The sequence below is a fragment of the Mesorhizobium sp. B2-5-7 genome (assembly GCF_006440875.1).
GTDB classification, from domain to species: Bacteria; Pseudomonadota; Alphaproteobacteria; order Rhizobiales; family Rhizobiaceae; genus Mesorhizobium; species Mesorhizobium australicum.
In genome coordinates this window covers 1-19886 of sequence record NZ_VFUO01000015.1, presented here as the reverse complement: position 1 = coordinate 19886, position 19886 = coordinate 1, and the positions used below count along the sequence as shown (strand labels likewise).

Below are 19886 nucleotides of genomic sequence, written 5' to 3'. Positions count from 1 at the left end.
ACAGTTTTTCCCAAGAGTCGTGCCGGCACAGACACCGCTACCAGCCGCGCGGGCGCTCCCCACTTTAGTTCTACCGAACGCCACTGATGCGACGCCGCCCCGCTTTTGCAAGCCGACTGCATGCTACCCCTCCGTTGAACAGCCAACTTTTGACCGGGGGCGACGTCGCCGATGCATAGCTGAATTATTCGATTATGATTAATTTGCGGGGGCTGTTCGACAGAACTTCCGGCTTTCCGTCGGTTATCATGAGGCTTTCAGTAATCTCGATACCCCAGTCGCCGTACCAGAGGCCAGACATGAAATGAAAGCACATTCCTGGCTTAAGTTCCGTGTGATCGCCCTTACGGAAGCTTGCCGACGCCTCGCCCCAGCCAGGGGGGTAGGCCATTCCGATTGAGTAGCCGGTTCGCCCTTCCTTCTTTAGGCCGTGTCGCGCAAGTTCTTTGAAGAATGCTAACGCCACATCTTCGCAGGTCTTGCCGGGAAGAAGCTGCTCAAACCCAGCTCCCATTCCTTCAAGGATCGCCTTCTCGGCATCGAGAATCTTCCGGGGCGGCTTTCCCAGATAAAACGTTCGAGACAGCGGGACATGATAACGCTTGTAAACGCCAGCCAATTCGAAAAAGATGCTCTCGTGTGGCTTTATAGGACGATCAGTCCAGGTCAGATGAGGAGCCGCTGCATTCGCCCCAGCGCCAATGAGCGGAAAGGCGGCGGGATAGTCACCCCAAAATCCATCGACACCGCGGATACCGGCATCGCAAATTTCAGCGACGAGATCGTTCTGTCTTAGCCCCGGACGAAGAACTTCTTCGATGCGCTCGTATATCGCAGTGATGATTTTGCCGGCACCGCGCATGTATTCCATCTCGCGGGCAGACTTCACAATCCGCTGCCATTTCACCAGCCGCGTGGTGTTTTTGAACTTTGCGTTCGGAAGGCTCGTCTCAAGGGCGTCAAAAGCCGCATGGGTGAAGTACGGCACGTCCATTTCAATGCCGATCGTCGACGAGCCCCATCCGCTACTGGTGATCAACTGCCCAAGCACGGTCATTGGATGGAAGTCGTCAGATTGAACGTAGTAGTCTTCATAGAACTTGATGCACTCTTCGCCGAGATAGGTCGTCTTTCTTGCACCGTTCGCATCCATCTTGCGACCGAACCAGATCGGCGGCCCATCAAGTCGAACAATCGCGCATTGGTGCACGTAGAACGACCAGCCATCATAACCCGTCAGCCAACCGATGTTTGCAGGATCGGTGACGATGAGCAAGTCGACCCCTGCTCGCTCCATTGCCTTTTGGGTTTTGGCGAGGCGCTCTTGATATTCTGAGACCTCAAATCGCAATTCAGCTGTAGTCATTTGGTACTCCCGTTGTGCGATGAGCAACTGATACGCCGTAGTCTGTCTAGGCCTTGCTACGACGCCCTCATCCCTTGATAACTCAAAGTGTTCCGTTTCAAGAGTTTCATTACGACAGACAATTTTAGCCCACCCGCGACGCCTAAATGATCCAGTTAGACGCAATTAGGAACTGAGGGATGATATCAAGGCACACAGCGGCATGGCCAATATAAATCAACGGGGTATCCCATCGCATTTTGAGATCATCATTTGCGATCAGCGAAAGCTGAACCTATTGCCGAGACCAACGGGCTTGCAGCTCGGCAATCAAAGTGAGAGTGCCTTCTCCCGGATTGTCGCGCTACTCGGGCGCTCTGAATGCATCGCACCATAGCGGCACCACAGCGCCTTCAGGCCATTCTGACGCCAAGCCTCGACAGCCGTGCGCAACGCTGCGACGGTTCGTGCGATCGGAGTGGCTTATGCTCCCATTGACCGTCCTTGGCGCATCGCGAATAGATGCTCGGGCGCTGGAGAGCGGCGGTCGCTTCTTCCTGCGCATAGGCGGCGATCGCTGCCTCGGCGATCTCACCGGGTTCGGCATAGCCAACATGTTGTCGACGACTAGGATCACAAGCCGCCTTAGGGACGAATGGGCAGGTTCTTGATGCGTTTTTTGACAGATAATTTCGAAATGCTGGGGCGACTTGGCAACGCCCCGATCTAGTTTTGCTGCCCCGGCTGCTGTTGCAGCATGCCCCGGGCGATGACGTGGGCTTGGATTTCGGCAGCGCCTTCAAAGATGTTCAGGATGCGGGCGTCGCAAAGGACACGCGAGATCTCATACTCAAGGGCGTAGCCATTACCGCCGTGGATTTGGAGCGCGGTGTCGGCGTTCGACCAAGCAACGCGTGCGGCGAGCAGCTTTGCCATACCGGCCTCGATGTCGCAGCGCGTGCCCAAGTCCTTTTGGCGGGCGGCTAAATAGGTCATCTCGCGGGCCATCACGGTTTCGGTGAGCATCATGGCAAGTTTGTCGTGGACCCGTGGGAAGGCGACGATCGATCGGCCGAACTGCCTGCGCTCCAGCGCATAGCCCAAACCCAGCTCAAACGCGCGACGCGCAACGCCGACCGCGCGGGCTGCAGTCTGGATGCGCGCGCCCTCGAACGTTCGCATCAATTGGCGAAAGCCCTGACCCTCGGCCCCACCGAGCAGTCCGCCGGGCGGGACGGCGAAGCCGTCAAAAGCGATGTCATATTCGCGCATCCCCCGATAACCGAGGACTTCGATTTCGCCACCACTCATGCCGAAAGACGGAAAAGGCTCGTCCCGGGTGCCGCGTGGCTTTTCGACAACCAGCATGGAAAGTCCATCATGACTGGTCGAGGCGGGATTGGTGCGGGCCAGCACCGTCATCAAATCGCTACGCGAAGCGTGCGTGATCCATGTCTTGTTGCCTTGGATGAGCCAGCCGCCTTCGGGTGTCTTGACCGCCCGGGTCTTCAGGCTCGCAAGATCAGACCCGGTGTCCGGCTCGGTGAAAACCGCGGTCGGCAAGATTTCTCCAGAGGCGATGCGGGAAAGCCAGCGCTGCTTTTGCTCGAGCGTGCCGGCGGCTGCTATAAGCTCGCCAGCGATCTCCGAGCGCGTGCCGAGCGAGCCGGTCGCAATCCAGGCCCGGCTCAGCTCTTCGGTCACGACACACATTGCGAGCTTGCCAAGGCCCAGTCCGCCGAACGCGGGATCGATGCAGATGCCGAACACGCCCAGCTGCGCCATCTCTGTGACGATCTCGTCCGGAACCAGCTCGTCTCTCAGGTGCCAACCATGGGCATTCGGCAAGATGCGCTCGTCGGCGAAGCGCCGAATCTCGAGCCGGATCAAGTCGAGGTCGTCATCGCCCAGCTTTTCACTCACCGCGTCTCCTTGGGCGGCCAGCGAGACAAGTTCCTCGCGGTGCGCGGGAGAATTGCCATGAGCCATGAAGGACGCGACCGAGGGCTCGCGCAGGAGCGCGAGGGCCTCGGCGGTAGCGCTAAGTTCCGCCGGGCGGAGAATCTCATTTTGACTCATCGGGAGCCCGCCTACGAGCTGGCCAAGATACTCGCCGAACCCGATAGCGATCACGAGTTCGTCGCCACGCCGCAAAGTCCCTTCGCGCAGATGGCGCGCGCCCCAGGCCGCAACCGCATTGAGCGTAGCCACCGACGTTGCCAGCCAGGCGAAGCCGTGGGCCACGCGCTGAGACCGGTCAAGCAAGCGCGAATCCACCTTTCCTTGGGGAGCAACCAAGGTTTGAACCTTTTCGCGGACGGCAGCGACGTAGCGTTCAGCTGCGGTCACGGCACTGTTCGCCAACGCGACAAGGGTGGCGCCTGAAGCGAACTCGAGAGGATTGGCCGTCACGCATGTGCTCCTGGACTCTGGACGACGCCGCTATCATGCAAGGCGGCAATCTCGTGGCTGGGTAGGGCGAGAACGCCGGCCAGCACTTCTTCCGTGTGTTCTCCGAGCTTCGGGGCCCGTACCGGCGTCTGGCGCTGAAGTCCCCGGAAGGTCGCGGGATAGCCTGGCGTTGGATAGGTGTGTCCGCTGACATGGTCCACGTCTGTGAAGAGTTCGCCTTCCGGCTGGAAGGGTTTCTCCTTGGCGACCGCTTCCGACAATGTGCGATACGGCCCCCAGCATGCGCCGGCTTCATCAAGGCGCGCTGTTAGGTGAGCGGCCGGGCTCGTTGAAACGGCATATTCGACCAACGCGCCTAGGCGACCACGGTGCTCATAGCGCAGCCCCTCGTCCTGTGCGAACGAGACACCCAGCTCAGCCTCGAGCGTAGCGACCCCGGCCTCAATGCCGAGGGCCTGCACCAGCCCACTCCATTGGCGGCTGGTAATCGCCACGATCATCAGCCGCTGGCCGTCTGCTGTGAGAAAATCGCGGCCGAAGGCTCCGAAGAGGTCATTGCCTATCTTCGGGCGGTCCCGTCCGTTTACAACCACCTCGGCCACCTGGCCTAGCGTGCCGAGCGTGGCGGCGGCGATGTCGCTTAGCGGGACGCGGATCTCCTGACCCAGTCCGGTGGCACGACGGCTGATAAGCGCGGCAAGGACGCTGGTCGCCGCAGTCGACCCGGCCAAAAGGTCCCAGGCCGGCAGAACGTGATTGACAGGATCGTTGGGCTTCTCGGCGGGGCCGGTCATCATCGGGACGCCCATAGCGCAATTGACGGTGTAGTCGACAGCATTGCCGCCGTCGGCATGGCCCATGATACGCGCCGTAATCACGTCCGGCCGGCGCGCTGCCATCCGATCATGCGACAGGAATCCGGCCACAGGATAGTTGGTGACGAAGATGCCGCCGCCTTCGCCTGGGGCAGTCACCAGAGCCGCAGCAAGCTCACGTCCGCGAGGGTCCGCGAGATTGATGGCAATGGACTTCTTGGACTTGTTGAGACTTTCCCAATAGAAGCTGCCGCCGCCGGGAGAGCGTGGCCAACGATGAAAATCAGGACCGCCGCCGATTGCATCGAAGCGAATGACCTCAGCGCCCAGCTGGGCAAGCGAGAGCGCGCAGAAGGGAGCGGCAATGAAGGATGCCCCCTCGATCACCCGCACACCATGAAGAAGTCCATACATCGCTTAACCCGTCAAGTTCAGCTCACCTCATGGGGGAAATAGCCCCGCCCATCAAGGAATACGGCTCATTTTATTCATTGCGTGAATACGCGCTCCAAAATGTCGAGACTTCTTCTTAGCACCCTTTATTGGTTCGGCGACAACCGAACGTGCCCTCAAGAGAGCATCTATGACCCTGCCCCTCAGTGGCGATAGCGCCTTTTTCCTGGATTTGTATGCACGCTTCGTGAAAGATCCGGCGTCGGTACCAGCCGACTGGCGGGTGAAGCTCGCCTTGATGGAAGCGCCGGCGCACGCCAGTGGCGACAATGGCGACCGCATAGCCGAACTGTTTCGGATTTATGGGCACCGCCAGGCCCGCCTCGACCCTCTTGAAATGAGCGCTCCCGGCCTCATCCCGGAACTGAACTCTATTGAAGGCGGCGAAGATTCCGTTGCCTTGACGCTAGCCGGCGGGGAAGTGAGCCTGCCAAAAGCACAGGCGATCGCCACGCTCGGCTCGATCTATTGCGGCACGGCAGCCATCGAGGCCAGCCATTTACTCGATACCGATGAACGCGCATGGGTCTATGAGCGCTTCGAACGCGAGATCCTCGCCAAAGCTAACGACGAGGTGTATGCGCGCACGCTTGAAGCGGTGATGCTGGCCGACGAATTCGAACATTTCATCAAAACAAAATGGCCGACCAAAAAGCGTTTCGGCATAGAGGGGGCGGAGTCGTCGGCCGTCATCTCTCGCGAGATCTTTCGCTACGCGGCCGAGGTGGGAGTCCGGGAGGTGGTTATCGGCGGCATGCACCGGGGCCGCCTGGCGACGCTTGCGACCGTGCTCGGCAAGCCGCTGCCGGCGCTAATTGCCGAGATCAAGGGGCGCGACATCACCGATGGCGCTGCGGCCTTCACCGGCGACGTGCCTTACCACAACGGCCTGGCTGCGGAGGTCGAGACCGGCGCAGGTAAAGTGGCTGTGCGTCTGCTGCCTCACCCATCCCATCTGATCGTTGTCGCGCCCGTAGCTGTCGGGGCGGCGCGCGCCAGACAGGAGCAGAAGGGGAGGGCGAACGCTGGCACGACCGGTGCCTCGCAGGTCCTACCGTTCCTGATGCATACTGATGCTGCCTTTGCCGGCCAGGGTCTCGTCTGGGAATTGCTCCAGCTTTCCGCGCTGGCTGGCTACAGTGTCGGGGGCACTATCCATCTTATCGTCAACAACCAGATCGGGTTCACGACCCTCCCGTCAGAGGGACGTTCGTCGCCGCATCCGAGCGATATCGGCAAGGCTTTCGGCGTGCCGATCTTCCATGTCAACGGCGAAGACCCAATTGCCGCCGCTGCGGTCGCCCGCGTTGCGGTCGCGTGGCGCAATGCGACAGGGAAGGACGTCATCATTGACCTGGTCTGCTACCGCCGCAACGGCCACAACGAACTCGACGAACCGCGTTTCACACAGCCGCTTACCTGGTCCAAGGTCGACGAGCGGCCGACGCTCAAGCAATTGCATTCGGATCGTGTCAAGGCCGCCTCGGCCACAGCGTTCGATATGGCAGAGGCGAAGCGCAGGGCGTTCCATTTGGCGCTCGACCGAGCCTATACGACATATGACCAGATGAGTAACGGGGAACCGGAGCGCCAAACTGACATTTTTGCCCCGCCGCAGCCCGCTGGCCCCTTCCCCTTCGGCATCGTGACCGGCGTCGCGCGCGATCGGCTGCTGGACTCGGCCCGGCGCATGAGTGCCGTCGGCGACGGCTTCGAAGCCGACCCGAAGGTGCGCAACTTCCTGACGGCGCGGTTGGAGACGATCGAGAAAAACAGCGGCTTCAACTTTGCCACCGCCGAGGCTCTGGCTTTCGCCTCCCTTCTGGACGAAGGCACCTCGGTGCGACTGAGCGGACAAGACAGCGCCAGAGGCACGTTCACGCAGCGCCATCTGGTCTTGCATGACCGGCGCACCGGTCAGACTGCGATGCCTCTCGCGGGCCTGGGCCAGGCCGGCGCGCGCTTTGACGCGGTGAACTCGCCCTTGATAGAGTATGGGGTGCTGAGCTTTGAATACGGAATGAGCCTAGCCGACCCGACGCGACTGGTGGTTTGGGAGGCCCAGTTCGGCGACTTCCTGAATGGCGCCCAGGTGGTCGTCGACCAGTTCATTGTAACTGCCGAGGCGAAGTGGCGGATGAGCTCCGGGCTCATCATTGCCCTGCCGCACGGGCTCGAAGGCCAGGGCCCGGACCATTCCTCGGCTCGTATCGAGCGTATACTTCAATCCTGTGCCGGCGGCAATCTTGTCGTCGCAAACCCCTCGACGCCGGCAAACCTGTTCCACCTCTATCGCCGACAGGTACGGGGCTCGATGCGCAAGCCGCTGTTTCTGATCGCCCCGAAGTCACTGCTGCGCTTACGCGATTGCGTATCGAGGCTTGATGATATCGCCGAGGGAACGTCTTTCCAGCCAGTGATCGTCGAGGCCCCCTGCGCCTCGACGTGCTGCAAGCTGGTGCTCTGCTCGGGCAAGATCGCCTACGCCCTTCGGGCGGCTATGGCGCAAGAGCGCATCAACGACGTGGCGCTGGTCCGCGTCGAACAGCTCTATCCCTTCCCGAGCGAAGCCATCGGCGCGGTCCTCCAGCGGTTCCAGGGCATTCCGATCGTGTGGTGCCAGGAGGAGCCTTCCAATCAAGGGGCATGGTCTTTCATGCGGGATCGCGTGGGCGAAATGGCGCCCGACCGGCCGCTCGCCTATGTCGGACGGCCAGCGATGGCTGCAGCCGCCGGTGGATCGATCGACCGGCATGAGGTGGAGCAAAACGATATTATCGCCTCGGCACTGTCACCTGCCGTTAGCGCTCAGGCCGCGGAATAGGCTCTCGACCTGATCGGGACCATAAGCTAGGCGATCGGGAGGATACAACCGGGATCAACTGCCCAATGTCCGTTTTTGAACCGGTGAGAGCTGTGCAGAGGGGGCTGGCGGTGTTGCGAGCCGTCAGCGAGCATGGACCAATCAATGTGTCGGACATTGCAAACCTCTGCAAATTGCCGCAGCCAACTGTGGTCCGCCTCGTCGAAACGCTGCTCGAGGGCGGTTACGTCTATCGCCAAGCTGGCAAGACGACCTACAAGGTGACCGGGCGGACCCTAGCCCTCAGCCGCGGATATGACCCTCATTATCGCTTGATCGAGCTCGCAATGCCTGTGGTGGAGCAGTTGCATATAGAGATCGGGTGGCCGTCGAATCTGGCGGTCTTCGACGGCGACGCCATGGTGATCGCCTATTCCAACCGCGCCGCGCTGGGATTATCGATCCCAGGCAGGGTTGGTGCGCGCATTCCGCTCGTCGCCACCGGCGTCGGCCTCGTGACCCTTTCGCGCATGTCTCCCGAGGAACGCCGTCAGGCGCTGGCCCGAGGGCAGAGTTCGTCGCGCTGGGATAGCAATCCCACGCTTCTAGCGGCGCTCCCGGAAAGGCTCGAGGACGTCCGTTGCCATGGCTACGCCTTTGCCGAACAGGCTTACCTTGACGAGGTCTACCAGTCACGAATCTGGGCCGTGGCGGTCCCTGTGCCGACCGTGGCCGGTGAATATATCGCCCTCAGCAGCCTGATGCTGCGCATGGCTGGCGACAGGCGGCGGCAGCTCGCCAAGATCCTGCCCAAGCTCACGGCGGCGGCCAACCGCATTGGCCGCCTGCTCTCATCCGATTATTCATGAGGCCAACGCCAGTGCAAAAAGCTCCCGCAACCGCGCTCCTGTCTCAATGCCTTAGAGATCCGCAAGCTGCCTCTCATGCGGGACGACCTTAGACCAGCGAATCGCGCTTTAAGCACGGCATCTTTCTAAGATATAACAGACAGGCATGATCTCGGGACAACACTCGCGACCTGATTGGAGTCAGCCCTTTTGGAACTGCGACAGCTAAGACATTTCCTGATTGTCACGGAATCAGGCGCGCTCTCGAAGGCCTCGAGCATCATTGGAGTCGCCCAGCCAGCCTTGAGTCGCCAGATCAGGCAGTTGGAGGAAGAACTGGGGGTGCAGCTTTTGTATCGCCACGGTCGCGGCGTTCGGGCCACAGAGGAAGGGGCTCAGTTCTATGCCGCCATCGTGCCGGTGCTACGGGAGCTTGATCAGGTCAAATCGGACTTGGTCGCCGCCGCCAAGGTTCCCGCAGGCGACATCGTCTTCGGCATGCCGCCATCCATGAGTGCTGCGATCGGCGCGGAGATCGTGAGCGATTTCTTCGTGCATTATCCGCAGATAAAGCTTCATCTGGTGGACGGCCTTTCCGGCTTCATCAATGAATGGCTGGCCAGCGGCCGCGTCGACATGGCCATCATCAACAATGCACGCAAGGCGCCATATATGCGCATGGACCCCCTGCTCGAGGTCGACCTGCTTTTGTTCGGTCGAAGAAGAGATATTGACGCCATCGCCCCCGACACGGAAACCTTCCCGACCCCTGCGCTGGTCGGCTTGCCGCTCCTGCTCGTCGGCCGCAATCATGGCCTGCGCCGCGAATTGGACGGCGCCATGCAACGGCTTGGCCTTGAGCTTGACATCAAGGCGGAAGTCGATGCTCTGGCGCCGCTCAAGAAACTGGTCCGCGACGGGCATGGCCTGACAGTGCTGCCGCACGGCGTGATCAATTTCGAGGCCAGCAATCCCGAATTCAGCTTCAGGAAGCTGGTCGAGCCCAATCTCACGCAACGCTTCATGCTGGCCTTTTCGCTGCAGAGGCCAACCACACTCGCCATGCGCGAGCTTGCCCGCCGGGTGCGCGTCGAACTTCGCAAGGCCGTCGAAGACGGTCGCATGATGGGACGTCTCAGCAAAGCCTCAATCCCCTATGATGGCTGCGGCGACCTATAACCAAGGGGCATAGCTAGTTTCCCATAACAGGGTCTGTCGCCCGGGCCCGAGAACGCCCATCACAGGCTCGCTTAGTCAGCAACGAAGGGCTCGAGAATGACGTGGCTATCTTCCTTGGCAACCCGCGACCCTGTCGACCGATCCCGGCACGGACTCACGACACACCGCCTGCGCACCCCAAACCGAGCATACTGATGCCTAATTTGGACGTCGAGCGGCTTCGCTCATGGATCGGCCGTGAGGAAAGCGCATCCGATACCATTTCGCCCGATCTGGTTCGACGGTTCAGTGCGGCCATCGATATTAAGGGCGCCGTTCCGTCGCTGGGCGATGCTGCGCCGCTGCTTATCAACTACTGCCTTGCCCCCTCCGCTATGCCAACGAGCTTGCTTGCTGAGGACGGTCATCCAGAGAAGGGCGGTTTTCTGCCCCCGGTCCCGTTGCCGCGACGCATGTGGGCCGGCAGCAGCCTTGCCTTTTCCGGAGCGTTGCGAGTGGGCGACCTGGTCGAGCGGGTCTCGCAGGTGGCCGACGTGGCGGTCAAGGAAGGCCGGACTGGAACGCTTTGCTTCGTAACAGTGGAGCACAAGCTTAGTGTCTTGGGGACAGTCATGATCGAGGAGACGCAGACGATCGTGTACCGAGAGGCAAGCACGGCGCAGGACGCTTCAAACCAGCCGGATACCGAGGCAGCTGCGATGGGATCGCATAACCGGCAGGTCGGCGTCTCCGTTCCGTTGCTCTTTCGCTATTCGGCGCTGACGTTCAACGCCCATCGCATCCACTATGACCGCCCTTACGCCGTCGAGGTCGAGCATTATTCCGGCCTTGTCATTCATGCACCGCTGCAGGCGACACTGCTTTTGAACTATGCGGCCGAATTGAAGGGCAAGCCCCCGTCGAAGTTCGTTTTCCGCGCGGCTTCATCGCTCTTTGATGATGAATCCATAAACCTGCATGCGGCGGAGGAAGACGGAAAAATGAAACTTTGGACCGCGCGTCAAGATGGTCCAGTAGCGATGATCGCGGAGGCAGCCTGGGGATGAGCCTCAGCAACGTCACAGCTGCGAGGCGTGCGGGCAGAGCTTGTGCCGTCATTGCGGCTTGCAGGCGTGGCGGTCGAACCTGTTCTGAGCTCCACCGACCAGGCCGAGCAGATCGCCACACCGCTCGCTAACTCGCGCCTTCGCATCCGCGTGCAGGCGGAGGATCTTAATGCCCGTTCTAACATCACCAGCCTTCCCCACCAGACTGCTAGAGCGAGATGAGATTAGCTCCGGTCATAGCCTGAGTTTGCGAAATAGTTTGAGCATTCGTGTTGAGTGACACGATTGAGGGTTTGGCCGATTGCGTCGCAGACGGCTTCGACGGTTCGCTTTGCCGCTTTTCGCAGCCAGTGCTTGAGCTTGGCGAAGAGCTGTTCGATTGGAGAGATCGGGCGAGTATTTGGGCAGGAAGAAGAGCTTCGCCCCGGCTTTGCGAATGGCGCGCCGAACGGCCTTGCTTTTGTGAGAGCCGAGATTGTCCATCACAACGATGTCGCCCGACTGGAGGGTGGGTACGAGAACCTTCTCGACATAGAGGAGGAACCTCTCGCCGTTGATTGGTCCGTCGATGAGCCAAGGCGCTTCGACGCGATCATGGCGCAGCGCAGCCAGGAAGGTCATGGTCTTCCAGTGGCCATGCGGCACTTTGGCCTTGATCCGCTGTCCGACCGGCGCCCAGCCTCTGAGCGGGGCCATGTTGGTCTTGGTCCAGGTCTCGTCGATGAACACCAGGCGGGTGGGATCGATCCGGTCCTGATACAGAACCCATTGCATCCGTCGGCGCGCAACATCGGGACGATCTTGCTCGCAGGCGATCAGCGTCTTTTTTTGTGAGACAGCTTCTCGGCGTGCACGAACTCCCACACCGAGCGGCAGTCGACCTTCAGGCCGCGCTCGCCGAGTTCGGCCACAAGGCCGCGCAAGGTGAAGTCCTTCTCCCGGCAGCGCTCGACAAGCCAGTCGCGCCACGCTCCCGATACGCCAAATCGAGCAGCCGCCGCAACAACCCGTTCGCGCAGGTCCATCGAATATCCAACCATCCATGCTGGCCTCCGCCCAGCATCAAGGTTGAATCAGATCAACGCTGATTTGGGAATCCCACGACTCCCATAAATCTCATCCCGCTCTAGGGCACTCGTTGGCCTTCTTGCTTCCTGACCCAGGCGCTGTCGAACGAATGCGGACTACGCAACTCCCGCGACACAGATCGCTCCCCGCCTATCTCAACCCGGCATAGCTGATAATAGTAACGCGCGACTGCATTTATAACGGTGCTTGGCTACGATTTCTTCCGCCAGACAGAGAGAGTGAGACTATGCCCAAACGCATCAATTTCGCACGCGGAGTTCCTGCCGAAGAAGCCTTTCCACGCGCGCAGTTGGAGCTCTGCGTCCAAGGGTTGGCGTCATCCCGCGAGGTTGTCGCCTACCAGTATGGGCCCGCGGTCGGGCCCCTGCCGCTGCGGGAATGGCTCGCCGACTATCATGGTGTGGACATGCCAACGTGATGGCTGCTGACGGCTCTGTCGGTCTGTTCGACATTTTGTGTCGCATTTGGCTGAAGCCCGGCAAAACCGTGCTCATCGAGGAGCCTTGCTACGACCGAGTGGTCCACCTGCTGCGCCACTACGGCGCAAATGTCATCGCCATACCGATGGAAGCGGATGGACCGGCGCTCGAGCCGTTGAACGCCGCGGCGCGGCGCGGGCCCGTCTTCATGTATACAGTTCCGGATTTCCAAAATCCAACCGGCACCACGTGGTCATCCACCAAGCGTCAGCATCTTGTCGATCTGGCGAGGACCCATGATTTCCGGATTGTCGAAGACAGCCCCTATCGCTTTCTTCGCTACAAGGGCGCCCAAGAGCCGTCAATCCTCGATATTGGCCGCGATGTAACGGTCCAGCTCAATTCTTTCTCCAAGGTGATCGCGCCTGGTCTTCGCGCAGCCTATCTCATTGCGCCGCCGCATACCATCAGCGCGGCGGCCAAGGTGGCTGAGAGCACCTACGTAACGCCTGGCAACTTCGCGCTCTCGGTGACTGGCGAATGGCTCCGCCGTGGGTTTTTAGGCGATCAGCTTGCCGCCCTTGGGCATCTCTATGCGCCGCGTCTGGAGGCGATGGTCTCGGCACTGGACGAATTCATGGCCGGCCATCGCTATGTGCGGCCCGACGGCGGCGTATTTGTGGGAGTGACACTCGCGCACCCGGTGGATGCTCAGCGGCTGCGCAAGGAGGCCAGCAATGCGGGGCTAGACGTCGCCGATGGCGACGGGTTTTTCGTCAGCAAGCCGTCAGCGACGTTCTCGCGCTTGCCATTCTCCTCGATGGATGAGGTTACCGTGCGCAGGGGCGTAGAGGTCCTGTCAGCATTATTGGGAAGGATCTCGCCAAGCACTAAAGTCGAACAAGTTGATCCCGAGTAATTCGCGGTATCTGGCTTTGCCTTGAAATAGGCCCCCGGACGCTAGAGAGTAATGCTGATCATCGGGCAATCTGTGGGCTCGACTCGCATCGACACCGGAACATTCAATAGGAGCAGGAGCAGTCCAAGTGACAATGAACGAGAACGAGATCCTGGAGCGTGGTGCGGCGCTCGGGGTCAGCGCATGGTCGGATGCATTGGACGAACTCGGAATCAAGGGGACTATTCAGGGCATCGCGCGACGGAGCGGCAGCGGCTGCATGATCGGCTTCGCGGTCACTGCGCGCGAATTAACCGGTGTATTGGGCGATTTTGAGAAGGCCGACTTCGCGGTCGGCCAGCTGATTGAAGCGACGGGCCCTGGCAAGGTGTTGATGGTGGATATGAACGGTGAGCCCATTTCGACAATGGGCGGTCTTGCCGCCATAGCCGCAAAAAATCGGCAGGCTACGGCTGTCGTGATAGACGGCGCCTGCCGAGACTTAGATGAAATTCGCGAAACGGGACTGTGGCTTTCAAGCCGGTGGGTTGCACCTACAACGGGCAAAACCCGGGTGAAGCTTCTTCCAATTGGTTGTGACATCATGATGGGGGGTATTTCAGTATCACAAGGAGATCTTGTGATCGGTGATGATACGGGAATTATGGCTGTACCGCGTGCCCGAGTAGAAGAGATTCTGGCGAAAGCAGAGAGAATAGTAGCTATTGATGCGCAGGTGGAAGAGCGTATTCGCGCGGGCGAGAGTTTTGGCTCAGCCGCTGCTGCGGCCGGCTATATTCCAGCGCGCAAGACTTGAACAATAGCATGACGAGATTGGCCGCGATGACGCTTTCCGCGCGCGAGAATGTCGCCTGCCGCTGGTTAATCTTCTGACAAAGGACAAGGCGGTAGGGTGCGTTCAATCGCCCATATTTGAGCATGCCCGCCTTTACAGCGTCGTGGTCGATAGGTGCAACACTCAGATTCTCGCGCCCCACCGTGGCTCGGCTGCCTAAGAGTGAGTCGGCGGCCGAAGCCGCAATGGGCGACCTCGCTTTCCTGCCGAACAACAGGCTCGACAAACTCTTAGAAGCGACAGCGGTGGAGGAGGCATTATTAATGCCGTGGCGCGGAGTGGCCGGCGCTTCGGATTGGGTAGCTTCAGCGGGCATGCTTGCCTCCAGTGTGAGAGTTTAGCGACCTCACTTTGCCACAGCGCAGGTCGCTATCCACCTCATAGGATTTGGACTCGTTGCCCTGCAGCTACCTCGATGTCCTTGCCGCCACAACAGACAGTAACTATCGGTATTATTTGCGGGCGACAATGACGAGGCGAGGACCATCGGATGTAAACGCTGCGCCTTCCTCCCCATAAGCGTCAACACTTTCGAATCCCGCGCTCCGCAACATGCGAGCGCATTCCGCAAACCCATAGAGTCTAAAATAAAGATGGGTTCGTCTAACGCACCCATTGCGAACGATAAGCCTATCGCAATGCCGACGACCGGTTAGCACCTCGGTGCTCATCATATCGATTCTTAGATCGTCATTACGCTGTGCAACGTAACAGGTAGGCGCCCCGTGGCTTGGCACAGCGAAAATATTTAAGTGATCGATGAGCAGACGCCCGCCTTTTCGAAGTGAGGAGGCGGCTTCACGAAGAACTCTCTCATTGTCCGCGTCGCTGAAATAACCAAACGTCAAATGCCACAGAAAGGCTGCGTCAAATCCATCCCGCCAGGGAAGAGAACGCATGTCGCCAAGAACATATTCGACATCCATCCCGCTTTCTGCCGCATCTGCTTTGGCTTTTTTCAGCAGGATCGGCGAGATATCCAATCCGGTTACCCGCGCTCCTTTCTCCGCCAACCGGTTGGTAATCCGCCCATAACCACATCCGAGTTCAAGAACTGGGCTGCCTTGTGCGAGACAAAGAAGCTTCCAAATTGCGTCTGCTTGCCTGTCACTCGCTTCTGGCGAATGTACGACGTCTCCAAAGTACGAGTAATCCTCATTGAAATATACATCATGTTCATCCGAGCGCTCCGTCGAGCACAATTTATTTGATCTGCCGGTCATACGTTCAAATCTCCAATTTAATTTCGATCAAGTGTACATTGTAAACCGTTGACATTTCTGTAGGTTTTTTGGCTTACCAGAATTCACCTTCGCAAGAGACGGGAAGTCTTCGAACTGTTTTCTCGGTCAGGGAGCAAGCTCTCCAGATGGCCCACGGTGTCGATGAATGAGATCGGCAAACGGGCAATGGAAGATCGCTCGCAAAACGTGTGCCCATGGCTGATAGGTCATTGTGAATGTGGCCTAACTGTTGGGAGGGATGAACAAGCAGTGGAAATGCGTACCCTTGCGTGGTGACATCGAGGTGATTTCCGCCTGCCGTTTGACGGCCTTAGCGGTGCATTCCGCAGTCAGCACGTCTTCTGGCAAAGCGATGACGACAGGACCGGGAACGTCCGTCGTAGCTGCCTGCAGCGAACGCAGCATTGTCTCTGCGGCGTTCTGGAACTGTGATTTCGGCTGTCCATTTGCCGATCGAGCCGAACATATCGCACTCGATTCTGGAAAGGACTCCCGGCGCAGGTCTTGCGCCGCGACTTGCCCCACAATGAGGATAAAGGCGACGCCGTCCAGTTGGGCCGCATGTACCGCAATGAGGCGTTAGGAGCGCCAAGACCGCGGCTGACACAGGCGACGCCGGGCCGACCCGAAGCCTTGCGTCGGTAAGCGCCATGAAATCTGCACCACTTTCAAAAGACAGTTTCGACATCGCTCCGCCCATACAGTGCGTCAAGGAGGCCAAGTTAGCTCTCGCCAGGCACGCAGAACACGCGATCTATCTTATGTGGAATAAATGTATCGACGATATGCTCGCCAACAGTTGCCATATGCAGAACTCCATTAATCGGTGCAATTTGACTTCTTCTGTCAAATCCGCCAGACGCAGGCGAGGGTAGGCCAGCCAAAGTGACTGGAAGGCTCGAATGTATCAAAATTCCACACACTGTGTTTGCGCAGCCAACCCTTTTGTCGCAGCCACCCGCTGCGAGGAAGTGCCGGACTCATCCTAATCAGACACTATAACTTCTAGTTACATACGGTGAACTCATAAGGCGTACAAAACTGCTATAATACACAGTAAACTCAACCGCGTCGCCGACTTTAAGTAAAGTTGCACCGGGCGTTTGTTCAACAATGGTGTGATCGCTACTGCTATCTATCACCCGCAGGTCGCTTTGAATCGGGCGCAGTGCGCGAATATCCGTATCAAGATTCCCTATCTCAAGCAGCGCGATTGGTCGATCACATAGAACCTTGGTTTGGATCACCTTGATTTCAAGCACGGCGGTATCCGTCGCGAGTCCGGGCAGAGCCGGCGTGTCGTCGACGCTAGTTAGACGCCCGATGATTGGCATTGTTCCCAATCGAAGATGATTGAGACCTGACGGAACAAATCCGGACTTGAGAATGTGATCATACACAAGCGAGGTGGCGAACGACTTAGCCTTCAAAACACGTCCAAGCGCACTTTCTACCTCGTTGCATATCTCTCCAAAGCGCCCCAGGGTGGTCTCCACGAAGGCCGGGTCGCTTGCATGCATAAAATAAATACCCAATCCGTAAAGCTCAACATGCGCCATCCTCTCGACTTCATCGCAGGCGCGCAGAAGCTCATTGGGCTGAAAGCCTTCCCGGCCGGTACCGAGGTCAAGCATGAGGATTACACGATGCGGAGCAGGCGGCCGTAATTGTTCGACCTTCCGGATCGTATCCAGATCGGATTGCAAACTGCCATTGCACAATTCCACCATTCGCTCACGCTGGTCCGGCGCTGGCGACCGAAGAAGCCAGAATTCCCCTTCTATGTTTGCCTCTCTCAGGCGCTCGAGGTTGCTCATCCGGGAATCCCCAAACTGCGAGATGCCGGCGGCCGCAATCGCCCGAACTATGTTGGGGTCACCGCAGCAGCTTTTGACAACGACCATTAAGGAATGGCCGTTGTGTCGCAAAGCTTCCCGAATAATTGCTGCATTGTGGGTGATTTTCTGAAGTTCAATTTTTAGAAGTGGGCCGAAGCTCATCACGGCGTTCCGATCCTTCTCCTGAGTTTGCGCGGTACCCCCAGATTGCTCATTGTTTCTCTCTTTTCGATGCCCGTGGCCTCTTGTACGTATGGCAGACCATTACCTCTTGTGCCCTCAACCAGGATGAATGCTCTCCTTGCCATGGGTTGTTGGTTCCGATCTTGCATGCTTGGGCTGCAGGTCCGATCGTCAGGTCTTTTATGCGCACCTGACCTCTATATTTATAGCGTTGTCAGGAGCTCCTCAGTGTGAAGATACTGCAAAATAGTTTGAAGAAAAACGATCGTGGTCGAGTAGGGCAGCCATTCGGCTTTCGCCCTCACAGGTCCTGGCGGGCGGATTTCCCGCATCAATGTGCTCAAACACATTTGATGCGTAATGTGGCTTCGGTAGAAATGGTGGCGTCACAGGAGTCGCGGCGATCGCCGGAAGGTAGAGAATGCAATCCGGGGCCATAATCAAAGGTTCGCATGGCTGCACGCCAGGATCGGTCCTCGGCGATCGCTTCCGACCTGTTCAGGCTATGGGAATTTGCCGCGCATTTCAAGGAAGTCAAAACTCCGAGGTGATCCGATATGCAACGTCACGACGTGCCGCACTCGAACACTTCCTCAACGACGGACGGGCGAACTCGATTCCACTATCGTCGCGCGCCACCATCAGGCCGCAAACAAAAAATCAGAAAGGTCTCTTCGTTGGCTCCGAAGGCAGTGGACGTGTGTGGGGACCATAGCAACCACGTCGCAGACGGCAAAAAAAGTGAACGGTATTCATCCAATCGTCTAGCTCCAGCAAACCCTTCAGCGCATCGCCAAGGGGCTGGACAATCGCCCGCATCGATCGGCTCGTGTGGTGGAACTTCAGCCGGATACGCTAGGAGCTAACGGCTCCATACCCCCCGTCCCGAGCAAAACCTCGCAACCGATTCTTCAAACGAATTTACAGAAACTTTGCAGTCGTCAATCGCCGAATATAGTACGTTCTCCGCAGCGTCTGTGATCATGCAAAACTGAAACAGCTGATCCCAACTTACGCTCGGACTACCGCACAGTATGCAACGGAGGTCGACGGAGATGGCAAGAAGAGCGCTCATCCTAGTTGAAGGCCATAGGGGCAATGGTCTGCAATACATCCAGGAGGCCCAGCGTCTCGGGCTTGATCCAATTGCCCTAGCGGCAGATCCAACCCAGTACGACTATCTTGCCGCAGAAAGCATTGAAGCTATTCGGATCGATACAGGCAATCTCGATGCGCTGGTCCGCGAATGTCACCGGCTGAGTGCTATATATGACATTGCTGGCATTACTGGCTTTGCGGGCGGCGATGAATCTGCCTCTGTGACAGTCGGCAAGCTCTGTCGACAGTTCGATCTACCGGGGCCGAACCCCGCATCAATCGAACGTTGCTGCGACAAATTCGTTCAACATCAGCTCCTCGCGGAGGCCGGCGTTCCAATGCCGGCTTATCGCTTGGCAACGGATGCGGCGGGGGTAGAAAGCTCTGCCGCGGAGATCGGCCTTCCGGTGATTGTTAAGCCAGCGGTAGGCAGCGGCAGCATCGGAGTCCGATTGTGCCGCAATGCTGATGAAGTGGCCGAACAAACAAGCTATTTGTTGAGCGGCAAGCACATATGGCGATCCTCCCCGAGGATACTGGTCGAGGAATTCGCACAAGGCCCCCATTATAGCGTCGACACAATGGGGAATGAGGTCGTTGCCATTGCCATCGCTGACTTCGGCCTCCCGCCTCATTTTGTCTGTCATAAGTACACCTATCCGGCCGTGCTGACTGATGACGAAGATAAGCGTATCGTCGAAGTCTCGCTGAGCTGTCTGCGGGCTCTCAACCTCGGCTGGGGGCCAGCGAACATTGATCTCCGATGGACGAAGCTTGGCCCAGTCGTGATTGAAGTTAATCCACGCCTCGGTGGCGCTCCCGCACCTCAACTGGTTCAGCTGGCTTACGGTGTCGATCTTATCTCCGAGCACATCAAACTTGTCATTGGCGAAGAATGGGATTTACGCAGAAAGCGTTCCCACATTGCGGCCGCGCGGATCATGATTCCCGACCGCGATGGTATCCTCAATTGGATCAAAGGCGGCAATCGGGCGGCTGCGGTACCAGGTGTCGCCGAGGTCAAGTTGCATGTCGAACCCAAGGCGCTGATCATCAGGAAAGGCGATTACCTGGACCGCATCGGATTTGTTACCGCCGCTTCACCCAGCCTTGCTCGGACGGAAGCCATACTTCAGCGTGCAGTCGACTTAATCGATTGGTCGATCACACCATTCCTGACCACTGGCGAACCGGAGCAATCTGCAGAACGCCATCCTCCCCTTCGCTAGCTCTAGATGACACTGACACTGCATTTGAGGATTGCTTCATGTTTCATGTGTTCAGTAAGACCGTATGTCCGCTTCTGCCGGTGAGGTGGCTCACCCTACACTGCGCGTCCGAGGGTTGCTCGGGCGGTCCG

At 58.6% G+C, this 19886-nt stretch carries 12 protein-coding genes and 1 pseudogene; 7 read left to right on the top strand and 6 right to left on the bottom strand.

The features are described 5' to 3' along the window. Positions 1-184: 184 nt before the first annotated feature. The 3 genes from FJ543_RS31095 to FJ543_RS31085 all read right to left on the bottom strand — a co-directional run bounded on the left by FJ543_RS31095 (position 185) and on the right by FJ543_RS31085 (position 4986). A complete protein-coding gene (locus FJ543_RS31095) occupies positions 185-1366 on the bottom strand; it encodes a M24 family metallopeptidase (RefSeq protein WP_064994943.1) in 1182 nt (393 codons plus the stop codon). Positions 1367-2071: 705 nt separating this feature from the next. Continuing rightward, positions 2072-3757 (bottom strand): acyl-CoA dehydrogenase family protein, encoded by a 1686-nt coding sequence (locus FJ543_RS31090; protein WP_084016102.1) that lies wholly within the window; start codon positions 3755-3757, stop codon positions 2072-2074. Then, a complete protein-coding gene (locus tag FJ543_RS31085) occupies positions 3754-4986 on the bottom strand; it encodes a CoA transferase (protein ID WP_064994930.1) in 1233 nt (410 codons plus the stop codon). The genes FJ543_RS31090 and FJ543_RS31085 overlap by 4 nt, the downstream gene beginning before the upstream one ends. 169 nt (positions 4987-5155) lie before the next feature. Here FJ543_RS31085 and FJ543_RS31080 point away from each other — a divergent pair, with 169 nt between their 5' ends. From FJ543_RS31080 to FJ543_RS31065, 4 genes are all read left to right on the top strand, one after another. Then, complete coding sequence (locus FJ543_RS31080; RefSeq protein ID WP_064994931.1) at positions 5156-7849, top strand: 2-oxoglutarate dehydrogenase E1 component; 2694 nt, start codon at positions 5156-5158, stop codon at positions 7847-7849. Positions 7850-7914: 65 nt separating this feature from the next. Further along, positions 7915-8697, top strand: coding sequence for a helix-turn-helix domain-containing protein (locus FJ543_RS31075; RefSeq protein ID WP_064994932.1), 783 nt, complete (start codon positions 7915-7917; stop codon positions 8695-8697). 174 nt (positions 8698-8871) lie between these two features. Then, a complete protein-coding gene (locus tag FJ543_RS31070; RefSeq protein WP_084016104.1) occupies positions 8872-9855 on the top strand; it encodes a LysR substrate-binding domain-containing protein in 984 nt (327 codons plus the stop codon). Positions 9856-10049: 194 nt separating this feature from the next. Continuing rightward, positions 10050-10901: a MaoC family dehydratase N-terminal domain-containing protein gene (locus FJ543_RS31065; protein ID WP_064994934.1), complete on the top strand. Its 852-nt coding sequence runs from the start codon at positions 10050-10052 to the stop codon at positions 10899-10901. A 224-nt stretch (positions 10902-11125) separates the two neighbouring features. Here FJ543_RS31065 and FJ543_RS31060 read toward each other — a convergent pair. Further along, a pseudogene (locus FJ543_RS31060) lies at positions 11126-11878 on the bottom strand (IS630 family transposase); the annotation flags it as partial. A 529-nt stretch (positions 11879-12407) separates the two neighbouring features. Between FJ543_RS31060 and FJ543_RS31055 the strand changes: the two are divergent. Together FJ543_RS31055 and FJ543_RS31050 are read left to right on the top strand one after the other, a co-directional pair. After that, positions 12408-13328, top strand: a complete 921-nt coding sequence (locus tag FJ543_RS31055; RefSeq protein WP_064994936.1) for a PLP-dependent aminotransferase family protein — start codon at positions 12408-12410, stop codon at positions 13326-13328. Between the two features lie 133 nt (positions 13329-13461). Beyond that, entirely contained in the window at positions 13462-14124 is a 663-nt protein-coding gene (locus tag FJ543_RS31050) for a hypothetical protein (protein ID WP_198327544.1), read from the top strand. A 491-nt stretch (positions 14125-14615) separates the two neighbouring features. Here FJ543_RS31050 and FJ543_RS31040 read toward each other — a convergent pair whose 3' ends face one another. Together FJ543_RS31040 and FJ543_RS31030 are read right to left on the bottom strand one after the other, a co-directional pair. Further along, the gene (locus FJ543_RS31040) at positions 14616-15386 is read right to left on the bottom strand and encodes a class I SAM-dependent methyltransferase (RefSeq protein WP_084016108.1); all 771 of its coding nucleotides are present in this window, start codon (positions 15384-15386) and stop codon (positions 14616-14618) included. A gap of 1010 nt (positions 15387-16396) precedes the next feature. Then, positions 16397-17407: an alanine racemase gene (locus tag FJ543_RS31030; protein WP_084016112.1), complete on the bottom strand. Its 1011-nt coding sequence runs from the start codon at positions 17405-17407 to the stop codon at positions 16397-16399. A 1076-nt stretch (positions 17408-18483) separates the two neighbouring features. Here FJ543_RS31030 and FJ543_RS31025 point away from each other — a divergent pair. After that, complete coding sequence (locus FJ543_RS31025) at positions 18484-19755, top strand: acetyl-CoA carboxylase biotin carboxylase subunit family protein (RefSeq protein ID WP_064994946.1); 1272 nt, start codon at positions 18484-18486, stop codon at positions 19753-19755. Positions 19756-19886: the final 131 nt, after the last annotated feature.

Excerpts from the sequence above, each read along its gene's own strand:
- FJ543_RS31080 (WP_064994931.1), top strand. The coding sequence starts at position 5,156 with ATGACCCTGCCCCTCAGTGGCGATAGCGCCTTTTTCCTGGATTTGTAT.
- FJ543_RS31025 (WP_064994946.1), top strand. The coding sequence starts at position 18,484 with ATGGCAAGAAGAGCGCTCATCCTAGTTGAAGGCCATAGGGGCAATGGT.
- FJ543_RS31050 (WP_198327544.1), top strand. The coding sequence starts at position 13,462 with ATGAACGAGAACGAGATCCTGGAGCGTGGTGCGGCGCTCGGGGTCAGC.
- FJ543_RS31065 (WP_064994934.1), top strand. The coding sequence starts at position 10,050 with ATGCCTAATTTGGACGTCGAGCGGCTTCGCTCATGGATCGGCCGTGAG.
- FJ543_RS31085 (WP_064994930.1), bottom strand. The coding sequence starts at position 4,986 with ATGTATGGACTTCTTCATGGTGTGCGGGTGATCGAGGGGGCATCCTTC.
- FJ543_RS31040 (WP_084016108.1), bottom strand. The coding sequence starts at position 15,386 with ATGACCGGCAGATCAAATAAATTGTGCTCGACGGAGCGCTCGGATGAA.
- FJ543_RS31095 (WP_064994943.1), bottom strand. The coding sequence starts at position 1,366 with ATGACTACAGCTGAATTGCGATTTGAGGTCTCAGAATATCAAGAGCGC.
- FJ543_RS31075 (WP_064994932.1), top strand. The coding sequence starts at position 7,915 with ATGTCCGTTTTTGAACCGGTGAGAGCTGTGCAGAGGGGGCTGGCGGTG.
- FJ543_RS31055 (WP_064994936.1), top strand. The coding sequence starts at position 12,408 with ATGGCTGCTGACGGCTCTGTCGGTCTGTTCGACATTTTGTGTCGCATT.
- FJ543_RS31030 (WP_084016112.1), bottom strand. The coding sequence starts at position 17,407 with ATGAGCTTCGGCCCACTTCTAAAAATTGAACTTCAGAAAATCACCCAC.